Here is a 23899-nt window from a genome sequence, read left to right as displayed (position 1 = left end):
CTCAGCCGCCGCCACCAGCGCCGGCATGGATGCCGCCGCGGGTCAGCGCGGTCGGGTCCAGCAGCCGGCGCAGTTCCTTTTCGGACAGGCCGGTCTCGGCGATCGCGACCTCCAGCACCGGCCGGCCTTCCTTGTAGGCGCGCTTGGCGATCGCGGCGGCCTTTTCGTAACCGATGATGGGATTGAGCGCGGTGACCAGGATCGGGTTGCGATCCAGCGCCTCGCGCACGCGGTCCTCGCGCACCTTGAGCCCCGCGATCGCGCTGTCGGCGAGCACACGCATGACATTGGCGAGCAAGCGGATCGAATCCAGCAGGTCGTAGGCGATCAGCGGCAGCATCACGTTGAGCTGGAAGTTGCCGCTCTGGCCGGCCACGGTGATCGCGCCGTGGTGGCCGATGACCTGGGCGCAAACCATGGCCACGGCTTCCGGGATCACCGGATTGACCTTGCCCGGCATGATCGAGCTGCCCGGCTGCAGTGCCGGCAGCTCGATTTCGCCCAGGCCGGCGAGCGGGCCGGAATTCATCCAGCGCAGGTCGTTGGCGATCTTGCTTAGCGCCACCGCCAGGGTCAGCAGCTGGCCGGACAGCTCGACCGCGTCGTCCTGCGCGGCCAGGCCTTCGAACTTGTCGGTGGCCGACTCGAACTTGCTGCCGCCCAGCGCCGACAGCGCGCGCGCCATGGCCTTGCCGAAACGCGGATCGGCGTTGATGCCGGTGCCGATCGCGGTGCCGCCGATCGGCAAACGGCGCACGCGCTTGAGGCTGTCCTCGATGCGCGCCTGCGCCGAGCCCAGCTGCGAGGCCCAGGCCCCGAACTCCTGGCCGAAGGTCAGCGGCATCGCGTCCATCAGATGGGTGCGGCCGGTCTTGGTGACCTTGGACAGGGACTTGGCGCGGCGTTCGATGGTCTTGCGCAAGTGCTTGAGCGCGGGCAGCAGCGATTCGGTGGCGGCCAGCTTGGCCGAGACCCGGATCGCGGTCGGGATCACGTCGTTGGAGCTCTGCCCCAGATTGACGTGGTCGTTGGGATGGATGGCGAGCTTGCTGGCGCGCGTGGCCAGGGTCGCGATGACCTCGTTGGCGTTCATGTTGCTGGAGGTGCCCGAACCGGTCTGGAACACGTCGATCGGGAACTGGGCGTCGTGGCGGCCGTCGGCCACTTCCAGGGCGGCGTCGCGGATCGCCAGCCAGTGGCCCTCGTCCAGCAGTTCGAGATCGCCGTTGACCTCGGCCGCGGCGGCCTTGACGTAGGCCAGGGCGCGGATGAACTCGCGCGGCATGGGCTGGCCGGAAATCGGGAAGTTCTGCACCGCGCGTTGGGTCTGCGCGCCCCACAGCGCGGCCGTGGGCACCCGCAGCTCGCCCATGCTGTCGTGTTCGAGGCGGAACGCCGCGGCCGGGGTCCGGCCCTGGCCGGGCACGTATTTCGCAGGCTTGCTGTTCGCGGCCTGGGCCGGGGTCTTGCGTCGGGTCGCCATTGCCAACTCCATTGCGTCGTGGGATTCGGGAGCGTGGCGGCGCGCGGGCCTGGCGGGCGCGCGGGCGGCCACGTCGATCAGATCGGGTGCGCCGTGCTCGCTTGCAAGAGCGGCGCGGCCGGCTGGCATCGGACAGCGCTGGCGGCCGTCATGATGGCCGCCGCGGCCCGGGGCGTCGAGTGCGAGCGGCCGTGGCAGGCGCCATATGGCGTGGTCCGAACGGAGAAAACCGGCGGGCTGTTAGAATGTTCGACTGTTTCCCGCCGCCTCTGCCCATGTCCGCCGACCCCAACGCCCAGCTGCTCGCCCTTTCCCCGCTCGACGGCCGCTACGCCGCCAAGGTCGACGCGCTGCGCCCGATCTTCTCCGAATTCGGCCTGATCAAGGCCCGGGTCAAGGTCGAGGTGGAATGGCTGCTGGCGCTGGCCGAGGAGCCGGGGATCGCCGAACTGGCGCCGTTCTCGGCCGCCGCCGCCGCGCGCCTGCGCGCGCTTGCCGACGATCTTTCGGTGGCCGATGCGGCCCGGGTCAAGGAAATCGAGCGCACCACCAACCACGACGTCAAGGCGGTCGAGTACCTGATCAAGGAGCGCCTGAAGGACGACGCCGAGCTGGGCCCGGCACTGGAGTTCGTGCACTTCGCCTGCACCAGCGAGGACATCAACAACCTCAGCTACGCCCTGATGCTCAACCAAGCGCGCCAGCACGTGCTGCTGCCGCGCCTGGACCAGCTGATCCAGGTCCTGCGCGCGATGGCGCACGAGCACGCCGCACTGCCGATGCTGTCGCGCACCCACGGCCAGACCGCATCGCCGACCACCGTCGGCAAGGAAATCGCCAACGTGGTCGCGCGCCTGCTGCGCCAGGGCGAGACCCTGGCCGCGGCGCCGATGCCGGGCAAGATCAACGGCGCGGTCGGCAACTACAACGCGCACGTCGCCGCGTATCCGGACATCGACTGGCCGGCGTTCTCGCAGCGCTTCGTGAGCTCGCTGGGCCTGGACTGGCAGCCCTACACCACCCAGATCGAACCGCACGACGGCATCGCCGAGATCTGCGACGCCCAGCGCCGCATCGACACCATCTGCGTGGACCTGTGCCGCGACATCTGGGGCTACATCTCGCTGGGCTACTTCAAGCAGGCGGTCAAGGCCGGCGAAGTCGGCAGCTCGACCATGCCGCACAAGGTCAACCCGATCGACTTCGAGAACGCCGAGGGCAACTTCGGCATCGCCAACGCGCTGTTCGAGCATTTCGCCGCCAAGCTGCCGATCAGCCGCTGGCAGCGCGACCTCACTGACTCGACCGTGCTGCGAGCCCTGGGCACCGCCTTCGGCCACGCCCTGATCGGCTACGACGCGCTGCTGCGCGGCCTGGGCAAGCTCAGCGTGAATCCCGAGCGTCTGGCCGCCGATCTGGACGCGGCCTGGGAAGTGCTGGCCGAAGCCGTGCAGACGGTGATGCGCCGCCACGGCCTGCCCAACCCCTACGAGCAGCTCAAGGCGCTGACCCGCGGCCACGGCATCACCGAAGCCTCGATGCGCGAGTTCATCGCCGGTCTGGAGCTGCCGGCGGAAGACAAACAGCGCCTGCTGGCGATGACGCCGGGCAGCTACAGCGGCCTGGCCGAACGCCTGGCGCGCGAGATCTAAGGCCGCCAGGAGCGCACGCGCCATGGAAGACACCCGCGGCTGGACCCTGGCCGAACACCGCGCCGACGACGGCCTGTCGCTGATGCGGCTCAAGCGCTTCGAGCGCGGTTTCGATTTCCGCGCCTACCCCGAACGCCTGAACCTGATCTGGGCCTACCAGGACGACCGCAGCGTCGACACCGCCTCGCCGGAGGAACTGGAGGCCATGCAGCGCTTCGAGGACCGCGTCTGCGAACGCATCGAAGCCGCCGGTCACAGCCTGCTGGCGATCGTGTTCACCGAACCGGACCATCGCGAGTACGTGTTTTACAGCCGCAATGTCGAGGCTTTCATCGGCGTGCTCAACGCGATGCCGCAGGAAGCCACGCCCTACCCGATCGAGATCGACCGCGAGAGCGATCCGGGCGGCGAGTTCTACCGCTCCTTCGCCGAAGCCATCGGCCTGCGTTGAAGCAGGGCCGCGCCGAGACCGAGCCATCGGCCTGCGTTGAAGCAGGGCCGCGCCGAGACCGAGCCATGACGACGACGATGCGCCTGCTGCTCAATCTCGACGTCCCCGACCTGGCCACGGCCGAAGCCTTCTACGTCGCCGCCTTCGGCCTGCGTCCGGCGCGCAGGCTCGGCGATGGCGTGCTCGAACTCGACGGCGCGCAGGTGCCGGTCTACCTGCTGCGCAAGCCGGCCGGCAGCGTCGGCGCCAGCGGCTCGGCGCGCGATTACGCGCGCCATTGGATGCCGGCGCACGTGGACGTGGTGGTCGACGACCTGGATGCGGCGTTGACGCGCGCGCTCGCCGCCGGCGCGATTCAGGAAGGCGCGGTGCGCGAAGCCGACTGGGGCCGCATCGTGCAACTGGCCGACCCGTTCGGGCACGGCTGGTGCCTGTTGCAGTTTCTGGGCCGCGGCTACGACGAGATCGCAGGCTGACGCCTCGTCGGCGGGTTCTCCATCGCGCCCTCTCGATCGCCTCCTTTGCAACGGGGGGACGCCAACCGTCGCCACCTTTGCAAAAGGGGGCGGGCGCCCGATGTGAATCGATGTCGATGCTCTACTCGTGGCGCCGGGGGATTTGCTGTTGCTCGCGCAGAGCCAAAAGCAAATCCCCCCTAGCCCCCCTTTTTCAAAGGGGGGAACTCGCCCCCAATCTTCCACGCCGCATGAGCGACAATGAGGCGATCCGCGCGGATCGCCGCGCCACCGCATCGAGCCAGCCCGCCCCATGGCCAAGAAATCCCCCGCCGCGTCCACCGGCCAGTCCAAAACCGCCGCCGCGCCCATCGAGGTCGACGCCAGCCGCGCGCCGCCGCTGGGCATGCCCGCCGCGCAGTTCCTGCGCGATTACTGGCAAAAGCGCCCGCTGCTGATCCGCAACGCCTTTCCCGGCCTGGTCTCGCCGATCCAGCCCGAGGACCTGGCCGGCCTGGCCTGCGAGGAGGCCGCGCTGTCGCGGCTGATCCAGCACGACCGCGCCAGCGACCGCTATTCGTTGCGCCACGGCCCCTTCGAGGAGGCCGAGTTCCCGGCGCTGCCGCATCAGGACTGGACCCTGCTGGTGCAGGACGTGGACAAATGGGACGCCGACGTGGCCGCGCTGCTACCCGCATTCGACTTCCTGCCGCGCTGGCGCGTCGACGACATCATGGTGTCCTTCGCCGCGCCCGGCGGCTCGGTCGGCGCGCATGTCGACCAGTACGACGTGTTCCTGCTCCAGGCCCAGGGCCATCGGCGCTGGCAGATCGATGCCGGCCCCAACCCGCCGCAGGAATTCCGCGCCGACGCCGAGCTCAAGCTGCTGCGCGAGTTCGCGCCCAGCCACGAGTGGGTGCTGGGCCCCGGCGACATGCTCTATCTGCCGCCCGGCGTGCCCCACCATGGCATCGCCGAGGACGCCTGCCTGACCTTCTCGGTGGGCATGCGCGCGCCCTCCTCGGCCGAGCTGATGGGCGACTACATCGACACCCTGGCCGCCGAGGCCGACGAGTCGCTGCGCTACCGCGATCCCGACCTGAGCCCGCCGACCGACCCGGCCGAGATCGATGCCGCCGCGATGACGCGCGTGGTCGAGGCCCTGAACACCCTGCGCATGAACGACCCCGACCGCCTGGGCGACTGGTTCGGCCGCTTCATCACCGTCTACCGCGCCGCCGGCGTGGTCTCGGCGGGCGCCGAACCGGCGCGCTCGCGCATCGAGATCGAATGGGACCTGGAGCAGGGCGCGAGCCTGTGGCGCCACCCCTGGTCGCGCCTGGCCTGGCGCCGCGCCCACGCCAAGGGCCAGGCCGCGCGCCTGTACGTGAGCGGCCAGGAGTACGCCCTGGCGGCCAAGGACGCGCAGGCCCTGGCCAATGCGGTCGAGATCGACCAGGCCGTGTACGCCGCGCTGTCCGAAGCCGGCCGCGCCTGCGTGCATGAGCTGATCGCCGGCGGCCACTACCGCCTGGGCCTGGACAACGACGAAGGCGAGGACGAAGGAGAAGGCGCGTGAGCGCGGCCGGCCACGGCTTCAGCGTGGTCGCCGTGGCCGACTACGCGGCCGCGAAGCCGGCGCTGCGGGCGGTACGCGAGGCGGTGTTCGTGCGCGAACAGCAGGTGCCCGAGGCGCTGGAACTGGACGCCGAACGCGACCCGCTGTGCGAACACGTGCTGGCCCTGGACGCGGCCGGTGTCCCGATCGGCACCGGCCGGCTCACCCCGGACCGGCGCATCGGCCGCATGGCCGTGCTCGCGCCCTGGCGCGGCCGCGGCGTCGGCGACGCCCTGCTCGCCGCGCTGCTGCAGCGCGCCGCCGAGCTGGGCTGGCGCGAGGTGTCGCTGCACAGCCAGGCCGCGGCGGTCGGTTTCTACGCCCGCCACGGCTTTCTGCCGCTGGGCGAGCGCTTCCTGGAAGCCGGGATCGAGCACCTGGGCATGCGCCGCCTGCTCGGCGCGGCCAACCCGGTCGAGAGCCGCGAGGCCGCCCTGGCGGCCTTGCTGGGCGTGATCGCGGGCGCGCGGCGCGGCCTGTCGATCTACAGCCGCGAACTCGACCCCGGCCTGCTCGACCGCGCCGACGCGATCGCGGCGCTGCGCCGCCACGCCACCGCCGGCGGCGGCGTGCGCGTGCTGCTGCAGGACCCGGCCGCGCCGCAACGCGCGCTGGCGCCGCTGATCGGCCTGGCCCAACGCCTGCCGACCGCGTTCGAGTTCCGCGCGATCGAGGAACCCGTCGATCAGAACTACCCTTCCGCCTACGTCGTCAACGACCGCGACGGCTGGTACTTCCGCACCCTGGGACACCGCTTCGACGGCGAGACCCGCATCGACGACGGCGCCCGCGCGCGCCAGCTGCGCGCGCATTTCGATCCGGTCTGGGAGCGCGCCCGCCCTTGCAGCGAGTACCGCGCGCTCGGGATCTGAGCCGGGCCCGGCCCGGCTTCGACGCCGGGGCCTGAGTGCCGGTTAAATCCCCGCCCCGCTGCGGCCGCCTTCCGGCGCGGCTTGAAAGCGCGCGCGCCAGCCCAAGATTTTCCGGGCTTGCCGCAACGGCCGCTTCGACGGTCCGGCCCGGTCGGCTGCCGGAAATCGAAGAAAATCTGTCGCTTAGACCTAAGTAGTTATGCCGCTGGGCTTAACACTACCGCTATAATTCCGATCCTATGTCCGCGCGCCGCGCCGTCAGCGCGCGCGCGACTCCACATCCGCCCCCTAGAGTTTCCCGATAATCATCGTGGACAGCCTCCTGAAGCAGTTCTCCCAGTCCTCGCAACTCGGCGCCAACGCCGCCTTCATCGAAGACCTGTACGAGCAGTACCTGGTCGATCCCGACAGCGTCGGGGCCAAATGGAAGGCTTACTTCGACGGTTTCAAGGGCCGCGAAGCCGGCGACGTGCCGCATTCGGCCGCCATCGACGCCATCGCCCAGGCCAGCCGGGCCGCCGCCCGCGGCGCGTCCAACGGCGCCGCGCCGGGCACCGGCCCCAGCGACGAACGCGAGCGCGGGGTCGGCAAACTGATCACCGCCTACCGTTCGCGCGGCCACCTGGCAGCCAACATCGACCCGCTGGGCCTGCTCGAGAAGCCGGAAGCGCCGGACCTGGCGCTGGGCTTCCACCGCCTGTCCGAAAGCGACCTGTCCGGCGAGTTCAGCACCGGCGGCGTGGGCGGCAAGGAACGCATGAAGCTGGGCGACCTGGTCGCCCTGCTCAAGGCCACCTACACCGGCCCGATCGGCGCCGAGTTCATGCACATCGCCGACGCCGAACAGCGCCGCTGGATGTACGAGCGTCTGGAAACCGCGGCCGGCAAGTACGGTCGCAGCGCCGAAGACAAGAAGCGCATCCTCGAGCGCCTGACCGCGGCCGATGGCCTGGAACGCTACCTGGGCACCAAGTACGTCGGCCAGAAGCGCTTCTCGCTGGAAGGCGGCGACGCCCTGATCCCGCTGATGGACACCACCATCCGCCGCGCCGGCGAGCACGGCGCCCAGGACGTGGTGATCGGCATGGCCCACCGCGGCCGCCTCAACGTGCTGGTCAACACGCTCGGCAAGCCGCCGCGCAAGCTGTTCGACGAGTTCGAAGGCAAGTTCGAGCACATCGAAGGCGACCTCGCCCACACCGGCGACGTCAAGTACCACATGGGCTTCAGCGCCGACGTCGCCACCCCGGGCGGCCCGGTCCACCTGGCGCTGGCGTTCAATCCCTCGCACCTGGAAATCGTCAACCCGGTGGTGGCCGGCAGCGTGCGTTCGCGCCAGACCCGCCGCGGCGACCAGGGCCGCGCCCAGGTGCTGCCGATCCTGCTGCACGGCGACGCTGCGTTCGCCGGCCAGGGCGTGGGCATGGAACTGTTCCAGATGTCGCAGGCGCGCGGTTTCGCGGTCGGCGGCACGCTCCACATCGTGATCAACAACCAGGTCGGCTTCACCACCAGCGCCCGCGAAGACGCGCGCTCGACCCTGTACTGCACCGACGTGGCCAAGATGGTCGGCGCGCCGATCCTGCACGTGAACGGCGACGATCCGGAAGCGGTGGTGTTCTGCGCAGAACTGGCGCTGGACTTCCGCAACCGCTTCGGCCGCGACGTGGTCATCGACCTGGTCTGCTACCGCCGCCACGGCCATAACGAGGCCGACGAGCCGGCGGCGACGCAGCCGCTGATGTACCAGGTGATCCGCAAGCACAAGACCCCGCGCGAGCTGTACGCCGAGCGCCTGGTCGCCGAGGGCACGCTGCAAGCCGCCGACGCGCAGGCCCTGGTCGACGGTTACCGCGACAAGCTCGACGCCGGCGCGGTCACCACCGAACTGGTCGAGGTCAAGCCGGACGAGTTCACCATCGACTGGTCCAAGTACCTGTCGGGCAAGGTCACCGACCCGGTCGACACCACCTTCGACCGCGCCAAGCTCGACGGCCTGGCGGTGCAGATCAACACCGTCGCCGACAGCGTCAAGCTGCACCCGCGCGTGGCCAAGATCTACGAGGACCGCCGCAAGATGGCGGCCGGCGAACTCGCCGGCGACTGGGGCTTCGCCGAGAACCTGGCCTACGCCACCCTGCTGACCGAGGGCTACAAGCTGCGCCTGGTCGGCCAGGACTGCGGCCGCGGCACCTTCTTCCACCGCCACGCGATCCTGCACGAGCAGACCAGCGACGATTACGTGCTACCGCTGCGCGAGTTGGTCAAGACGCCGTCGGACGTGACCATCATCGACTCGCTGCTTAGCGAGGAAGCGGTGATGGCGTTCGAGTACGGCTACTCGACCGCCGATCCCATGACCCTGGACATCTGGGAAGCCCAGTTCGGCGACTTCGCCAACGGCGCCCAGGTCGTGATCGACCAGTTCCTGTCCTCGGGCGAAGCCAAGTGGGGCCGTCTGTGCGGCCTGGCGCTGTTCCTGCCGCACGGCTACGAAGGCCAGGGCCCGGAGCACAGCTCTGCGCGTCTGGAGCGTTTCCTGCAGCTGTGCGCGCTGGAGAACATGCTGGTGTGCGCGCCGACCACCCCGGCCCAGGCCTACCACATGATCCGCCGCCAGATGCGCATGAGCACGCGCAAGCCGCTGGTGGTGATGACGCCCAAGTCGCTGCTGCGCCACAAGCTGGCGGTGTCGAGCCTGGACGAACTGGCCCAGGGCGAGTTCCAGCACCTGATTCCGGACGCCGCCGCCAATCCGAAGAAGGTCAAGCGGGTCGTGCTGTGCTCGGGCAAGGTCTACTACGACCTGCTGGAAGAGTCGCAGAAGCAGGGCCTGGAAGACGTCGCCCTGCTGCGCGTCGAGCAGCTCTACCCATTCCCGCGCCAGGCCCTGAGCGAACAGCTCAAGCGCTACGCCGCGGCCAAGGACGTGGTGTGGTGCCAGGAAGAGCCGCAGAACCAGGGCGCGTGGTACCAGATCCGCCATCACCTCGCCGCCTGCCTGGCGCCGAAGCAGGCCCTGCATTACGCCGGCCGCGCGCGTTCGCCTTCGCCGGCGGCGGGCCATCTGGCCGACCACGTCGCCGAGCAGACCAAGCTGGTCGCCGACGCCCTGGTCAATTCGCTGCACGGCGAGGACAGCGCCGAGTAATCGGCGCCGTCCCGCGCATACCCCCTACCTACGCCCCATATCAATCAAGCAAGCCAGGATGCCCACCCCATGAGCACCGAGATCAAAGTCCCCGTCCTGCCCGAGTCCGTCTCCGACGCCACCATCGCCACGTGGCACAAGAAGCCGGGCGATGCGGTCAAGCGCGACGAGAACCTGGTCGACCTCGAAACCGACAAGGTCGTGCTCGAAGTCCCCTCGCCGGTCGACGGCGTGCTCAAGGAAATCAAGTTCGAGGAAGGCGCCACCGTGACCAGCTCGCAGCTGATCGCGATCGTGGAAGCCGGCGCCGTCGCCGAGGCCAAGCCGGCCGCGGAAGCCGCTCCGGCCGCCGCCAAGGCCGCCGAACTGCCGGCCGCCGGCGCGCAGCCGATCACCCCGAAGCCCGAGGCCGCCAAGGCGCCGGCCGGTAACGACCAGCTGCCCCCGGGCGCGCGCTTCACCGCGAACAAGGAAGGCATCGACGCCTCCCAGGTCGAAGGCACCGGCCGCAAGGGCGCCGTGACCAAGGAAGACATCCTCAACTACGCCAAGTCCGGCGGCGTCGGCAACGCCTCGGGCGCACGTGCCGAAGAGCGCGTGCCGATGACCCGCATCCGCGCGCGCATCGCCGAGCGCCTGATGCAGTCGAAGAACTCGATCGCGATGCTGACCTCGTTCAACGAAGTCAACCTCGGCAAGGTCATGGCCATGCGCAAGGAGCTGGGCGAGTCCTTCGAGAAGGCCAACGGCGTCAAGCTGGGCTTCATGAGCTTCTTCGCCAAGGCCGCCGCCAACGCGCTGCAGCGCCACCCGGTGGTCAACGCCTCGGTCGACGGCAACGACATCGTCTATCACGGCTACGCCGACATCTCGATCGCCGTGTCCACCGACAAGGGCCTGGTCACGCCGGTGCTGCGCAATGTCGAGCGCATGGGCTTCGCCGACGTCGAAAAGGCCATCGGCGATTACGCCAAGAAGGCCCGCGACGGCAAGCTGGCGCTGGAAGACCTGCAGGGCGGCACCTTCACCATCACCAACGGCGGCACCTTCGGTTCGCTGATGTCGACCCCGATCGTGAACCCGCCGCAGTCGGCGATCCTGGGCATGCACGCCATCAAGGAGCGCGCGATCGTCGAGAACGGCGCCGTGATCGCCGCGCCGATGATGTACATCGCGCTGTCCTACGATCACCGCATCATCGACGGCAAGGACGCGGTGCTGTTCCTGGTCGACATCAAGAACCAGCTCGAGAACCCGCATCGCATGCTGCTGGGCATGTAATGCCCAGCCGGGATTCGGGATTGGAGATTCGGGATTCGCAAAGGCAAAAGGCCGATGCGGGTTCCTCCCCTCTCCCGAAACCTTGGCCTATCGCAAGCATTTTTCGCGGGCTTCGGAATTCGCAGCGCTGACGCGCTTTGAACGAATCCCGAATCCCCAATCCCGAATCCCGTGAGCGAATGATAATGAGCGAACAATTCGACGTAGTCGTCATCGGCGCCGGCCCGGCCGGCTACCACGCCGCCATCCGCGCCGCCCAACTCGGTCTCAAGACCGCCTGCATCGACGCCGCGCTGGGCAAGGACGGCAAGCCCGCGCTCGGCGGCACCTGCCTGCGCGTGGGCTGCATCCCGTCCAAGGCGCTGCTCGACAGCTCGCGCCAGTTCTGGAACCTGCAGCACCTGTTCGGCGAACACGGCATCACCACCGACAACGCCAAGATCGACGTCGCCACCATGATCGGCCGCAAGGACAAGATCGTGAAGCAGTTCACCGGCGGCATCGCGATGCTGTTCAAGGCCAACAAGATCGCCCCGTACTACGGCTTCGGCACCCTGCATCCGGGCAACGTGGTCAAGGTCAAGCAGCACGACGGTTCGGAAGTCGAACTCAAGGGCACCAACGTCATCATCGCCGCCGGTTCGGATTCGATCGAGCTGCCGTTCGCCAAGTTCGACGGCGACAAGATCGTCGACAACGTCGGCGCGCTGGATTTCACCGAGGTGCCCAAGCGCCTGGGCGTGATCGGCGCCGGCGTGATCGGCCTGGAGCTGGGTAGCGTGTGGAAGCGCCTGGGCTCGGAAGTCACCATCCTCGAAGCCCTGCCCGACTTCCTCGCCGCCGCTGATGCCGAGGTCGCCAAGACCGCGGCCAAGGAATTCAAGAAGCAGGGCCTGGACATCAAGCTGGGCGCCAAGGTCAGCAAGGCCGAGATCAAGAAGGACGGCGTGCACCTGACCTACAACGACGGCAAGGCCGATCAGGCACTGGTCGTGGACAAGCTGCTGGTGGCCGTCGGCCGTCGCGCTGCGTCCAAGGGCCTGCTGGCCGAAGGCACCGGCGTCAAGCTCAACGAGCGCGGCCAGATCGAAGTCGACGAGCACTGCCACACCGGCGTCGACGGCGTGTGGGCGGTCGGCGACTGCGTGCGCGGCCCGATGCTGGCGCACAAGGGCTTCGAGGAAGGCATCGCGGTCGCCGAGCTGATCGCCGGCCTGCCGGGCCACGTCAATCTCGACACCGTGCCGTGGGTGATCTACACCGAGCCGGAAATCGCCTGGGTCGGCAAGACCGAGCAGCAGCTCAAGGCCGAGAACATCCCGTACAAGACCGGCAGCTTCCCGTTCGCGGCGATAGGCCGCGCCGTGGCCATGGGCGAGCCGGCCGGCTTCGTCAAGGTCATCGCGCACGCCGAGACCGATCGCGTGCTCGGCCTGCACCTGGTCGGCGTCGGCGTGTCGGAGCTGGTCCACGAGGGCGTGCTGACCATGGAATTCAACGGCTCGGCCGACGACCTCGCCCGCATCTGCCACGCCCATCCGACCCTGTCGGAAGCGATCCACGACGCGGCGATGGCGGTGGACAAGCGCGCGATCCATAAAGCCAACTAAGCCGGCAATCGGGAATGGAGAATCGGGAATCGGTAGGAGCGCAACGCGCTCGTCCGGTTCCCGATTCGCTTTTGGGCCCCATGAACCTGCGTTGGCGCTTTTGCCGTTCCGATTCCCTATTCCCCATTCCCGATTCCCTTAGCCAATGAAAAGCCTTTGCGTCTACTGCGGCTCCAATTCCGGCTCGCAACCGATCTACACCGAACGCGCGATGGCGCTGGGCCAGCGCATGGCCCGCGACGGCATCGCTCTGGTCTACGGCGGCGGCAACGTCGGCCTGATGGGCGTGGTCGCCGACGCGGTGCTGGAAGCCGGCGGCGAGGCCATCGGCGTGATCCCCGAGCAACTGGTCAACTGGGAAGTCGCGCATCGCGGGCTGAGCAAACTCGAAGTGGTCGGCTCCATGCACGAGCGCAAGGCGCGCATGTTCGATCTCGCCGACGCCTTCGTCGCCCTGCCCGGTGGCTTCGGCACTCTCGACGAGATGTTCGAGATGCTGACCTGGCGCCAGCTCGGCATCGGCGACAAGCCCTGCGCCTTCCTCGACGTCGAAGGCTTCTACTCACCGCTGATGGCGATGCTGGACCGCATGGTCGCCGAACGCTTCCTGCATGCCGACCAGCGCCGCGACCTGTGGCACGGCGACGACCTGGACGCGATGCTGACCTGGATGCGGGCCTACCGCCCGGCCGAAGCCAGCAAGTGGATGGACGAGAAGCGCCGCAACGCGCTGCGCTAAGCTGCATCGATCCAGAAGGAGATCGGACGATGCGCGCGATCGCGGTGCCCTTGCTGCTCGGCTTATGCGCCTGCCAGCCCGCCGAATCGGTCGAGCCCGAGTTCCGCGACGACACCCATGTCGTGCTCAAGCGCAGCGGCTGCCCCGGTGCGTGCACGCCCTACGAGGTGCATATCGGCCCCGGCGGCAATGCCGTGTTCGTCGGACGCGATCGAAACGGCAAGCACCCCGAGCGCAATCAGGACGGCGATCTGGTCAGGGCCTATGCGCTGGCCTACCCGCATCGCCGCGCGATGTTCGATCTGATCTTCTCCCCACGCTACGCCGAACTCGAACCGGTCTACAGTGCCGGCACCGGCGACGGCCAGACCACGACGATCACCATCACCGATCGCCAAGGCACCCGCTCGGTCTCGCGCAACGGCGCCGCCTGCCTGCGCGACAGCAAGCAGCCGGGCGCGCTTAAGGCGATCGCGGCGGCCGGCAAGCCGGCGCGCTGGGTGCCGGACGTGTTCTGCGAAACCGTAGAGCTGATCGACAGCGCCAGCTGCGCCACCTATTGGAGCGCCGAACTCGAAGCGCCCGACGACCCGGCCGATCCGCGCCTGTCGCCGCCGTGGCAATGCCGCCCGGCGGATCATCCCCACTGACGACGCCGCTCGCGCCGCCGGCCCGGATCCGCCCCGGGCTGCGTTAGGATCGCGTCGGGGAATACAGAATCCGGAACATCCGATGCGCACTCCGTTCGCGACCGCCGCGCTCGCGGCCTTGCTGGTCTGGCCGCTGGCCGCCGGCGCCAAAGACAAAGCGGCCAAATCGGCCTACGACTGCGCCGAGGTCGCCGAGCTGCCCGCCGATGCCAGCGACACCGACCGCCGCCTGACCTGCACCATCCCCGACAAATACCGCCGCGACGTCGCCATCGCCGAGTACATCGGCAACGCGATCCGCCGCCACGACCTGGCGGCGTGGCTGACCACCGACCAGTTGGTCAAGATCAAGGCCCTGCCGGACGCGCCCGGCCAGCCCTCGGGTTGGCTCACCCTCGAGCGCGACGACGACATCGACGTGCGTTACTTCAGCAAGGTCGATGGCCAGTTGGTCGCGTTCGCATCGGCGACCCTGGGCTTGGCGCCCCTCGGTGTGCGCGACGCCACCCGCCTGCAACCGCCGCAGCCCGCGCAGCCGCGCGAACAACGGTTGATGGCGGCGCTGCATCTGGCCCGCCAGCAGGACCAGGTCTATTGCAGCCAACGTCCGCCCAATACCGTCGCCTTCGAATACGAAGAAGACGGCCAGGACCAGATCCTGGTGTTCGTGATGACCCCATGGCTGGACGAGTCCGCGCCGCTGGGCGGTTACGCGATGTACCGCATCGACGCCCAGGGCGAACGCCTGATCGACCGTTACGAACAGACCCGCGGCTGCGTGAACACGACCCTGGATCAGGCGCGCAAGCCCGATGCGCTGTTCGTCTCGCATCTGACCTCGGCCGCGCCGACCATGTTCCATGTGTTCATGAGCCTGCAGTACGGCACGCCGATCGTGGTGTTCACCACCCAGAACGAGCAGTTGTGGAAGGTCGAGCAAGGCCGCATCCGGCTGTTGGGCCCGGACGAGCCCGACTACCGCAAACTCAAGCAGTGGAGCGACGGCATCGAACGCAAGCACGAAGCCGCGCCGACTTCGAGCCCGATCGGCTAAGCGCGACGCGTCCGCGTCTGGCCACGCCATGACGGGGCGCGCAATCGCGCTCGGTTATCATCGCGTTCTGTCCGCAGAGACCGCGCCATGACCGTGCCCAGCGACTTCAACGCCTTCCGCATCCACAGCGACGACGCCGGCTACCGCAGCGGCATCGAACGCGTGTCCATCGACGCGCTCTCGCCGGGCGAGATCGTGATCAAGACCGCCTATTCCTCGATCAACTTCAAGGATGCGCTGGCCGGCACCGGCGAAGGCAAGATCCTGCGCCGCTTCCCGCTGGTGGGCGGCATCGACGTGGCCGGCCATGTGGTCGCCTCCAGCGACGACAAGTTCCGCGAGGGCGACGCCGTGCTGGTGACCGGCTGCGGCCTCAGCGAAACCCGCGACGGCGGCTACGCCGAGTACGCGCGCCTGGAAGCGCAATGGGCGATTCCCCTGCCCGGCGGCCTCAGCCTGCGCGAGAGCATGATCCTGGGCACCGCCGGCTTCACCGCCGCGCTCGCCCTGCACCGCATGCAGGACAACCGCCAGACGCCCGAACTGGGCCCGCTGGCGGTGACCGGCGCCAGCGGCGGCGTGGGCTCGCTGGCGATCGACATCTTCAGCCGCGCTGGCTACGAAGTGCACGCGATCAGCGGCAAGGCCGAGCAGGCCGACTATCTGAAGTCCATCGGCGCCAGCCAGGTGCTGGGGCGCGACGCTCTGGCCACCGCCCGGCCGATGGAATCGGCGCGCTTCGGCGGCGGCCTGGACAACGTCGGCGGGCCGATGCTGACCAGCCTGCTGGCCCAGACCGCGCCCTACGGCAACGTCGCCAGCGCGGGCCTGGCCGCCAGCCCCGCGCTGGACGCCACGGTGATGCCGTTCATCATCCGCGGCGTGTGCCTGCTGGGGGTGGCCTCGGCCGGCACCGCGCGCCAGATCCGCGACGAAGTCTGGCGCCATCTGGGCAGCGACTGGAAACCCGCGCACCTGGACCGCATATGCACCCGTGAAGTGGGGCTGGCCGAACTGCCCCAGGTGTTCCCGGGCATGCTGGCCGGGGGTTCCCTGGGCCGGACGCTGGTCGTGATCTAGTTGGCATTGCGGCGTCAGCGCGCATCGCTACAATCGAGACAATTCCGGGGGAAACACATGGCGCGTATTCTGATCGTCGACGACTCACCGTCTCAGCTGATGGGCATCCGCCGCATCGTCGAGAAGCTGGGGCATGAGGCCTTGACCGCCGAAGACGGCGCGGCGGGCGTGGAAGCCGCCAAGCGCGAAATCCCCGACCTGATCCTGATGGACGTGGTGATGCCGAACCTCAACGGCTTCCAGGCCACGCGCTCGATCTGCCGCGAGGCCACCACCAAGCACATCCCGATCGTGCTGGTGACCACCAAGGACCTGGACACCGACCGGGTCTGGGGCATGCGCCAGGGCGCCAAGGCCTACATCACCAAGCCCTTCAGCGAAAGCGACCTGTCCGAGATCATCGCCCAGCTGTTGCCGGGCTGATCGACGCCCGCGGGCCGTGGCAGGCCCGCCGCTTTACCGTAAAGCCCTACCGCTTTCCGTGGGAGCGACGCGAGTCGCGATCGTGGAGCGTCGGCGTGCGGCGCAGTTCGGCCTCGCGTAGACCTGATGCGTAGGATGTGGTGAGCCGCAGGCGAACCGCATCGCCCGTCGCCAGTGCGATCTCGCGCCGGTGCGGTTCGCTGCGCTCACCGCACCCTAGGCCATCCGCTCAGCCGCGCCGCCAATCGTCGCCGAAGGCGTCGCGCATGCGCGCGTAGGCCTCGTGCTGTTCCTCGGTGTGGGCGCGCGGCGCCAGCACCTCCAGTTCGACGATCTGGTCGCCCGGCGGCGTGCCCGGCAGGCCGCGGCCGCGCAGGCGCAGCTTGCGCCCGGCTTCCGAGTTCGGCGGAATCTTCAGCTCGACCGCGCCGCCCAGGGTGGGCACGCTGATGGTCGCGCCCAGCGCCGCTTCCCAGGGCGCCAGCGGCAGCACGTGGATCACGTTGCGGCCGTCGACCTCGAAATGCGGATGCGCGGCGTATTCGATCTCCAGCAGCAGATCGCCGTGCGTCCCCTGCCCGCCCAGGCGTATCAACTGCCCCGGCTGGATGCCCTTGGGAATGCGCACTTCCAAGGTGCGACCGTTGACCGAGATGCGCACCATGCCGCCTTCGTAGATCGTCTCCAGCGCCACCGCCAACTTGGCGCGGCTATCGCCGCGCGGCGGCGGACGCCCGGCCTGGCCGCCGAAACCGGCCGGGCCGCGACCGCGTCCGAACAGGCTCTCGAAGAAGTCGCTGAAACCGCCGCCCGCGCCGCCGCCGGCGAAGATCTCGTCGAAATCGGCGCCGCCGTAACCGCCGCCGAAGCCGCCCGGCGGCGGCTGGACCTCGTCGCCGGGCCGGTAGCCGCGCGCGCGCAGTTGGTCGTAGGCGCCGCGCTTCTGCGGATCGCGCAGCGCTTCGTAAGCCTCGTTGACGGCCTTGAACTTGTCCTCGGCGCCGGCCTCCTTGCTGACGTCCGGATGGTACTTGCGCGCCAGCCGCCGGTACGCGGTCTTGATCTCGGCCTCGCCGGCGCTGGGCTCCACACCCAGGGTTTCGTAGTAATCCTTGAACTGCATCGCGGCTCCCTCAAGCTCGCTGGTGAGCGGCCGACACCGCCCCACAGAGTAGGCGGCGCGCGATCGCACGGGAAGACCGGGTCGAAATGGCCGCTGCGCCTGCGTTTTTCAATGCTTGCGCGCACAATGCGCGCTGTACCCGGGTCTTGACGCGCCGTTACGCGCGCGCCGACCAGACTGCCATCCCCACCGGAGAATATCCCCATGAGCATCCAGGTCGGCGACCGCCTGCCCGAAGTCAATCTGCAACGCATCCGCGAAGGCGTCGAGACCGTCGACACCAACGCCCTGTTCGACGGCCGCAAGATCGTGCTGTTCGCCGTGCCCGGCGCCTTCACCCCGACCTGCTCGGAAAAGCATCTGCCCGGCTTCGTCTCGCACTTCCACGATTTCCGCGCCAAGGGCATCGAAGTCGCCTGCATGGCGGTCAACGACCCCTTCGTGATGCAGGCCTGGGGCCAGAGCCAGCACGTGCCCGACGGCCTGATGATGCTGGCCGACGGCAACGGCGACTTCACCCGCGCGCTCGGCCTGGAGCTGGACGCCAGCGCCTACGGCATGGGCACGCGCGCCAAGCGTTTCGCCCTGTACGCCGAGAACGGCGTGGTCACCCAGTTGGAAGTCGAAGCCCCGGGCGAGTACCGCGTTTCCTCGGCCGAGCACATGCTGTCGCTGGTCTGACCGCAGCGAACTGAACGCGGGAGGCGGCGCCTACATCGCCGTCACCGGCCGCCGGGCATCGTTGGGGGCACCTCGCCCCCAGCGACCCGCCAGGAGGTCGATATGAGTGCCAAACCCACACGCAAGTCCGCACATGCGGTCGCCGCCACGGCCAGCCGCAAGCCCGAAGCGGCGATGATCACCGACGTCAAGGCGATCCGCGCCCGCGCCCGTCAGCATATTCAGGACGGCGCGATCACCAGCAGCTACAACGCCGACCGCGGCACCGTGATCAAGCTGCTCAACGAAGCGCTGGCGACCGAAATCGTCTGCGTATTGCGCTACAAGCGCCACTACTTCATGGCCAGCGGCCTGATGGCCGACGCGGTCAAGGCCGAGTTCCTCGAGCATGCCAACGAGGAGCAGGCGCACGCCGACCGCATCGCCGAACGCATCGTCCAGCTCGGCGGCGAGCCCGACCTGAACCCCGATGTCTTGTCCAAGCGTTCGCATGCCGAGTACGTGGAAGGCAGCGATCTGCGCGACATGGTCAAGGAGGATCTGGTCGCCGAACGCATCGCCATCGACAGCTATCGCGCGATCATCGACTACCTCGGCGACCGCGACACCACCACCAAGCGCATGCTGGAAGCCATCCTCGCCCAGGAAGAGGAACACGCCGACGAGCTGGCCGACCTGCTCGACGGCTGGACCGGCAAGTAAGCGCCTAGGCGGCGCGCCCGGATCGGGCGACGGCGGCGGCCGCCAGGGCCGCTGCTAGACTCGCCGCATGAGCCGCCTGGTCCATATCGCCCGCATGCGCGCCCGTCTGGAGCGCGCGCATTGGCCGCGCCTGCAGATGGCGACGGTGGTCGCCATTACCGGCGGCGTCGGCTTCGTGGCCTCTTACGTTCTGCTGCGCGGCGGCATGGACGCGATGTGGCAGCGTTACCCGCTCGCGGTCGCCATCGCCTACGCCGTATTTCTGTTGTTGTTGTGGCTGTGGGCACGGTTCTTCGAGCGCAAGGCCTACGACTGGCTCGACCTGGTGCCCGATGGCGGCGGCCACAGCGGCGGTGGCGGCTCCAGCGGATCTCCCGGTGGCGGCGGGCACAGCGGCGGCGGTGGCGCTTCGGCGTCGTTCGAGGTCGACGGCAACGTGCCCATGCCCTCGATCGCGGCGCCCGACATCGACATGAGCCTGCCCGAGCTGGAACTGCCCGACGCATTGGGCGGCGTCGAGGAAGGCGGCTGCGCGCTGGCGCTCCTGCTGCTGGTGGCGACGGTGGCGCTGGGCGCCCTGCTGTTGACCGTCGGCTGGGTGGTCTGGATCGCGCCCACCCTGATGGCCGAGCTGATCCTGGACGTTGCCCTGGCCGGTAGCCTGTACCGGAGACTGCGCCGTATCCAGACCCAGCACTGGCTGCGCACCGCGCTGCGACGCACGATCTGGCCGGTGCTGGGCGTCGCCCTGACCCTGGCCGTGCTCGGTTATGCCGGAACGCGCTACGCGCCGGGCGCGGACTCCATCGGCGACGTGGTCGCCGCGATGCGGGCGCGCGAGTGAAACCTCAACGCATGCGCCCTTTGCCGCGCGAATTCGTCCCGTTCCGCCTGCTCGGCGCGCCGGTGGTGTTCCACTGGAGCGTGCTGGTGGTCGTGGCGCTGCTCCTCAGCTTGTCGTTCAGAAGCAATCCGCTCACCGCCGCCGTGGGCGTGCTCGCGTACCTGCTGTTGATCGTCGCTCATGAAGCCGGCCACGCCTGGGTCGCGCGCCGCCATGGTCTCTACGTGGAGAGCCTGCGGATCTATCCGATGCATGGCTGCTGCGTGCACGAAGCGGCGCGTACGCCCGCGCAGGACATCGCGATCGCCTGGGGCGGCGTCGGCGCGCAGGCCCTGCTGTTCGGGTTGGCGATGCTGATCGGCGCGCTGCCCTCCACGCCCGGGTTGCTCGCCTCGCTGCAGACCGCGGTGGTGATCGCCTGGGGGCCGGTCAACCTGATGATCCTGGTGCTTAACCTGCTGCCGGTGCCGCCGTTGGACGGCGTTCGCGCCTGGCGCGTACTGCCCTGGTTGCGGCAGCGTTGGCGCATGCGCGCGCAGGCCAAGCCGGTCAAGCCGAAGCCGCGCGCGCCGGGCGAACGCGGCCAGGTCGTATCGCTGGACGAGCATCGCAAGCGCAAACCGCGCAGCGACGACTGAGACGTCGCGCTTAAAGCGCGGCGACCAGATGATCGCCCGGCGGCGTTTTAGGATGCGGTGAGCGCGGCGAACCGCATCACTGGCGTGAGTCCTGCATGGCGACGGTGCGGTTCGCCTGAGGCTCACCGCACCCTACGGCGGATCGGCGCGGGGTGGTTGCGATCCAACCGCCATGCATGCCCACTTACAGCGTCTTTTCCAGATACGCCTTGGTCTTGTCGGAAATGTTCGGCGTGTCCACATCGAAGGCGAAGGTCAGCGTGCCGTCCGCGGCCAGGCTGAAACTGCCGTTGCGGTCGCCGGGTTTGTGGCTGCAACGCAAGGCCTTGACCTTGGCCGCGATGGCCGCCTTGGACGTGGGGTCGTCGCACATATGCGCCATGCCGTCGGCGACGGCCTGGCAATAGTTCGAGGCGACCTGCTTTTGCGCCACGAACGGCGCGACCAGATTCGGATCGAGCTTGGCGCCGAGGGCATAGCCGCATTTTTCCTGGAACAGCGAGACCTTCGCATCCAGCCAACCCTGCCATTGCAGCAACTGCTTCTGCTCGCCCAAGGATTGCGCGAACGCGGGCAAAGCGGCGATCGACAGCACAGCAAGCACGGTGATTCTGTTCATGAGCACATCCTGTAGTGACGGAGGCGCGAGGCGCGCAACGGCAGCCGGCTTTCCACCATCGCCTCATCGCCACGATCATGCCGGCCGCTGCAATGGAACAGCCGTGCGGTTAGCGTCGAGTGACGAATCGGACGGCATGCACAGACATCACACTGCACAAGCACCAAATAGACATGCGCAGTGTCCATCTGATGCATTTGCAGCGTGCCATTCTCCGTCGTTACGAGCTTGCGATTCAGGCCCGGACGAACACCGCGCTATTCGAGCCAGCTCAGCGCAGCACCCGGAACCGCACTCGCGACCAGGCGCCGCTGTCGGCCAAGGCGGTGAGCTGATGATCGCCGGGCTCGCCGAAGTCGTGCGCGAAGGCGGTGTCGCCCTCGGTCTCGCCGATCAGGCGCCCATCCAGCAACCAACGGATCCGCGCCGCGCTGCCGATCGCACGCAGGGACAGCCGCAGCGCATGCACGCTGCCGGGCGCGCGCGCGATCGTGGCCTGGTCGGCCAGACCCTCGATGCGCAGTTCCTCGCTGGCGTCGCGCCCATCGGCGGCGCAGTCCGGCGCCAGCGCCGGCAGGCGCGAGGCGCGGCGGGTTTCCGCGGCCAGCCAGGGCGAGGCCAGGGCCGGCCAGCGCGCGATGCTGGCCTCGCGGCGCGCATGCGAGGCGCTGCAATCGGCGGACAGGCGCAGGCCGCTGCGCGCATCGACCTGGAAACGCTCGACGCCCGCGTTCCACAGGCGCGCATCGCGCTCGGCGAAGGTCGGCGGCACCGAGCCGTCCAGGGTCCAGGCCTGCAGCTTCTTCTGGCACAGCTGCGGCGCCAGCGGATCCGGCGGCAAGCCCAGCGGCCAGCACACCTCGATCTGCTCGACGTTCGCCGGCGGCGGCTTCAGCGCGCCGTCGCCGCGTTGGCGCGGCAGGCTGTCGACCACCTCGAACAGCAGCGGCAAGGCGGTGACCGCGCCGTACTGGCCGGGCAAGGGCGTGCCGTCCGGCCGCCCGACCCAGACCCCGACCGTGTAGCGGCGCGTGCTGCCCAGCGCCCAAGCGTCGCGGAAGCCGTAACTGGTGCCGGTTTTCCAGGCCACCCGCGGTCGGCCCGAGGTGTCGAAGGTATCGGCGACGGCGCCCGGCCGCGGATTGGCCTCGAGGATTTCGCGCACGATCCAGCCCGCGCCCGGCGACAACAAGCGCCGTTCCAGCAGCGGCGCGTCCGGCGTGTAGCGCACGCGTCCGGCCAGGCCTTCGCGGTTCAGCGCCGCGTAGGCGCCGACCAGATCCTCCAGGCGCGCGCCGGTGCCGCCCAGGATCATCGACAGGTTCGGGGTCGCGCCGCGCGGCCAATGCAGTTCGATGCCCGCATGCGCGAGCCGCGCCGAGAAACGACTGGGCCCGACCCGATCCAGCAGATCCACCGCGGGCACATTGAGCGACAAGCGCAGCGCCTCGGCCGCGCCCACCGGCCCGTTGAAGGTCGCGTCGAAATTGCCCGGCCGGTAGTCGCCGAACGACTGCGGCGCGTCGACCAGCAGGCTTTCGGAATGGATCAGGCCGTCGTCCAGGGCCAGGCCGTACAGGAAGGGCTTGAGCGTCGAACCGGGCGAGCGCCAGGCCTTGACCATGTCGACGTGGCCCAGGCGCGCGGTATCGGCGAAGGTCGCCGAGCCGACGTAGGCGCGCGCCTCCAGGCTGGCGTTGTCGATCACCAGCAAGGCCGCCGAGGTGCGCTCGGGCAGATTGGAGAAGTAGGCCGCGACGCGGTCCTCGAGGGTGCGCTGCAGTTCGATGTCGATGGTCGAGGTCAGCCGCGTCGCCTTGGGCTGCTCGAAGCGCAGTCGCTGCGCCAGCAGGGGCGCGTGCTGCGGCGGTTGCAGCGAACGCGCCACCACCGGTTCGATGCGCGCGTCGGCGACCAGCGCGCGCGACCACACGCCCAGCGCGGCCATGCGCGCCAGCACCTTGTCGCGCGCCACGCGCGCGCGCTCGGGTTCGCGGTCCGGACGCAGCCGGCTCGGCGACTGCGGCAGCACCGCCAACAGCGCGGCCTCGGCATGCGACAGGCGCGACGAAGGCTTGCCCAGATAGGCCCAACTCGCCGCCTCCACGCCTTCGACGGTGCCGCCGAACGGGGCGCGATTGAGATAGAGGGTCAGGATCTCGCGCTTGGACAGATGCGTTTCCAACTGCAGCGCGCGCAGCAACTGCTTGAGCTTGCCCCAGGGCGTGCGCGTATGCGGATCCAGGATGCGCGCGACCTGCATGGTCAGGGTCGAGCCACCGGACACCACCCGGCCGCTGCCCAGCCACTGCCCGCCCGCGCGCAGCAAGGCGTAGGGATTCACGCCGGGATGCTTCCAGAACCAGCGGTCCTCGTAGTTCAGCAGGGCCTGCAGGTACAGCGGCGAGACCTGCTCGATGCGCACCGGGTACCGCCAGATGCCGCCGCGATCGGCGAACGCGCGCAGCGGCGTGCCGTCGGCGGCGACCACCACCGCGCCGGCCTGACCCTCGCGCGGCAGCGGCAGCGGGAAGGCCAGATCGAGCAGCATCGCCGAGGTGACGAACAGCAGCGCGGCGAGCAGCAGCTTCATTCCGAAGCGGCGCGGCGTCGGCAGCGTGGTCGTTGCCGTTGCGGGGTCGGACTTCGCTGCGCGCAGGCGATGCCACCAGCGCTTGCACGCGCCTATGCCCCCTCTCCCGCCTGCGGGTGAGGGTTGGGGTGAGGGCCGCTCCGGCGCCGGAGGTTCCGTACTGCTCACTGGATTCACCGG

General features: G+C 69.1%; 21 protein-coding genes. 17 read left to right on the top strand and 4 right to left on the bottom strand.

Features of this window, described 5'->3' with window-relative positions; all coding sequences use genetic code 11:
• Position 1 precedes the first annotated feature (1 nt).
• Positions 2-1483: a class II fumarate hydratase gene (locus ASE35_RS04725; protein ID WP_082576266.1), complete on the bottom strand. Its 1482-nt coding sequence runs from the start codon at positions 1481-1483 to the stop codon at positions 2-4.
• 275 nt (positions 1484-1758) lie between these two features.
• Here ASE35_RS04725 and purB point away from each other — a divergent pair, with 275 nt between their 5' ends.
• The 13 genes from purB (at position 1759) to pilH (ending at position 16519) form a co-directional block, all read left to right on the top strand.
• Entirely contained in the window at positions 1759-3135 is a 1377-nt protein-coding gene (gene purB / locus ASE35_RS04720) for an adenylosuccinate lyase (RefSeq protein WP_057163425.1), read from the top strand.
• A gap of 22 nt (positions 3136-3157) precedes the next feature.
• Positions 3158-3586 (top strand): DUF695 domain-containing protein, encoded by a 429-nt coding sequence (locus ASE35_RS04715; protein ID WP_056174494.1) that lies wholly within the window; start codon positions 3158-3160, stop codon positions 3584-3586.
• 65 nt (positions 3587-3651) lie between these two features.
• Positions 3652-4062: a VOC family protein gene (locus ASE35_RS04710; RefSeq protein WP_235569992.1), complete on the top strand. Its 411-nt coding sequence runs from the start codon at positions 3652-3654 to the stop codon at positions 4060-4062.
• 385 nt (positions 4063-4447) lie between these two features.
• The gene (locus ASE35_RS04705; RefSeq protein ID WP_235570015.1) at positions 4448-5620 is read left to right on the top strand and encodes a cupin domain-containing protein; all 1173 of its coding nucleotides are present in this window, start codon (positions 4448-4450) and stop codon (positions 5618-5620) included.
• Positions 5617-6531: a GNAT family N-acetyltransferase gene (locus ASE35_RS04700; protein ID WP_235569991.1), complete on the top strand. Its 915-nt coding sequence runs from the start codon at positions 5617-5619 to the stop codon at positions 6529-6531. Before ASE35_RS04705 ends, ASE35_RS04700 begins: the two co-directional genes overlap by 4 nt.
• 310 nt (positions 6532-6841) lie before the next feature.
• Positions 6842-9682 carry a 2-oxoglutarate dehydrogenase E1 component gene (locus ASE35_RS04695; protein ID WP_057163093.1) on the top strand — a complete coding sequence of 947 codons (2841 nt, stop codon included), beginning with the start codon at positions 6842-6844 and terminating at the stop codon, positions 9680-9682.
• 69 nt (positions 9683-9751) lie between these two features.
• A complete protein-coding gene (gene sucB / locus ASE35_RS04690; RefSeq protein ID WP_057163092.1) occupies positions 9752-10963 on the top strand; it encodes a dihydrolipoyllysine-residue succinyltransferase in 1212 nt (403 codons plus the stop codon).
• A gap of 185 nt (positions 10964-11148) precedes the next feature.
• A complete protein-coding gene (lpdA, locus tag ASE35_RS04685) occupies positions 11149-12573 on the top strand; it encodes a dihydrolipoyl dehydrogenase (protein WP_057163091.1) in 1425 nt (474 codons plus the stop codon).
• Positions 12574-12718: 145 nt separating this feature from the next.
• Positions 12719-13312: a TIGR00730 family Rossman fold protein gene (locus ASE35_RS04680; RefSeq protein ID WP_056174481.1), complete on the top strand. Its 594-nt coding sequence runs from the start codon at positions 12719-12721 to the stop codon at positions 13310-13312.
• Between the two features lie 29 nt (positions 13313-13341).
• Entirely contained in the window at positions 13342-13962 is a 621-nt protein-coding gene (locus ASE35_RS04675) for a hypothetical protein (protein ID WP_057163090.1), read from the top strand.
• Positions 13963-14044: 82 nt separating this feature from the next.
• The gene (locus ASE35_RS04670) at positions 14045-15016 is read left to right on the top strand and encodes a hypothetical protein (RefSeq protein WP_057163089.1); all 972 of its coding nucleotides are present in this window, start codon (positions 14045-14047) and stop codon (positions 15014-15016) included.
• Between the two features lie 87 nt (positions 15017-15103).
• The gene (locus ASE35_RS04665; RefSeq protein WP_057163088.1) at positions 15104-16096 is read left to right on the top strand and encodes a YhdH/YhfP family quinone oxidoreductase; all 993 of its coding nucleotides are present in this window, start codon (positions 15104-15106) and stop codon (positions 16094-16096) included.
• A gap of 57 nt (positions 16097-16153) precedes the next feature.
• Entirely contained in the window at positions 16154-16519 is a 366-nt protein-coding gene (gene pilH / locus ASE35_RS04660; RefSeq protein ID WP_056174471.1) for a twitching motility response regulator PilH, read from the top strand.
• A 229-nt stretch (positions 16520-16748) separates the two neighbouring features.
• Here pilH and ASE35_RS04655 read toward each other — a convergent pair whose 3' ends face one another.
• A complete protein-coding gene (locus tag ASE35_RS04655) occupies positions 16749-17642 on the bottom strand; it encodes a DnaJ C-terminal domain-containing protein (protein ID WP_056174468.1) in 894 nt (297 codons plus the stop codon).
• Between the two features lie 204 nt (positions 17643-17846).
• Between ASE35_RS04655 and ASE35_RS04650 the strand changes: the two genes are divergently transcribed.
• The 4 genes from ASE35_RS04650 to ASE35_RS04635 all read left to right on the top strand — a co-directional run bounded on the left by ASE35_RS04650 (position 17847) and on the right by ASE35_RS04635 (position 20507).
• Positions 17847-18323 carry a peroxiredoxin gene (locus tag ASE35_RS04650; protein WP_056174466.1) on the top strand — a complete coding sequence of 159 codons (477 nt, stop codon included), beginning with the start codon at positions 17847-17849 and terminating at the stop codon, positions 18321-18323.
• 174 nt (positions 18324-18497) lie between these two features.
• Positions 18498-19025, top strand: coding sequence for a DUF892 family protein (locus ASE35_RS04645; RefSeq protein ID WP_056176571.1), 528 nt, complete (start codon positions 18498-18500; stop codon positions 19023-19025).
• A gap of 67 nt (positions 19026-19092) precedes the next feature.
• Positions 19093-19869, top strand: a complete 777-nt coding sequence (locus ASE35_RS04640; RefSeq protein WP_057163087.1) for a hypothetical protein — start codon at positions 19093-19095, stop codon at positions 19867-19869.
• Positions 19870-19880: 11 nt separating this feature from the next.
• Positions 19881-20507: a M50 family metallopeptidase gene (locus ASE35_RS04635; RefSeq protein WP_057163086.1), complete on the top strand. Its 627-nt coding sequence runs from the start codon at positions 19881-19883 to the stop codon at positions 20505-20507.
• Positions 20508-20691: 184 nt separating this feature from the next.
• Here the strand turns inward: ASE35_RS04635 and ASE35_RS04630 are convergent, their stop codons facing one another.
• Together ASE35_RS04630 and pbpC are read right to left on the bottom strand one after the other, a co-directional pair.
• A complete protein-coding gene (locus tag ASE35_RS04630) occupies positions 20692-21126 on the bottom strand; it encodes a hypothetical protein (protein ID WP_157489262.1) in 435 nt (144 codons plus the stop codon).
• A gap of 271 nt (positions 21127-21397) precedes the next feature.
• A complete protein-coding gene (gene pbpC, locus ASE35_RS04625; RefSeq protein WP_082611115.1) occupies positions 21398-23719 on the bottom strand; it encodes a penicillin-binding protein 1C in 2322 nt (773 codons plus the stop codon).
• Positions 23720-23899: the final 180 nt, after the last annotated feature.

Origin of the sequence: Lysobacter sp. Root916 (assembly GCF_001429785.1) — a bacterium.
In the GTDB taxonomy this organism is placed as follows: domain Bacteria; phylum Pseudomonadota; class Gammaproteobacteria; order Xanthomonadales; family Xanthomonadaceae; genus Lysobacter.
Note: the sequence above shows the minus strand (reverse complement) of the source record. Positions and strands in the feature narration are given on the sequence as shown.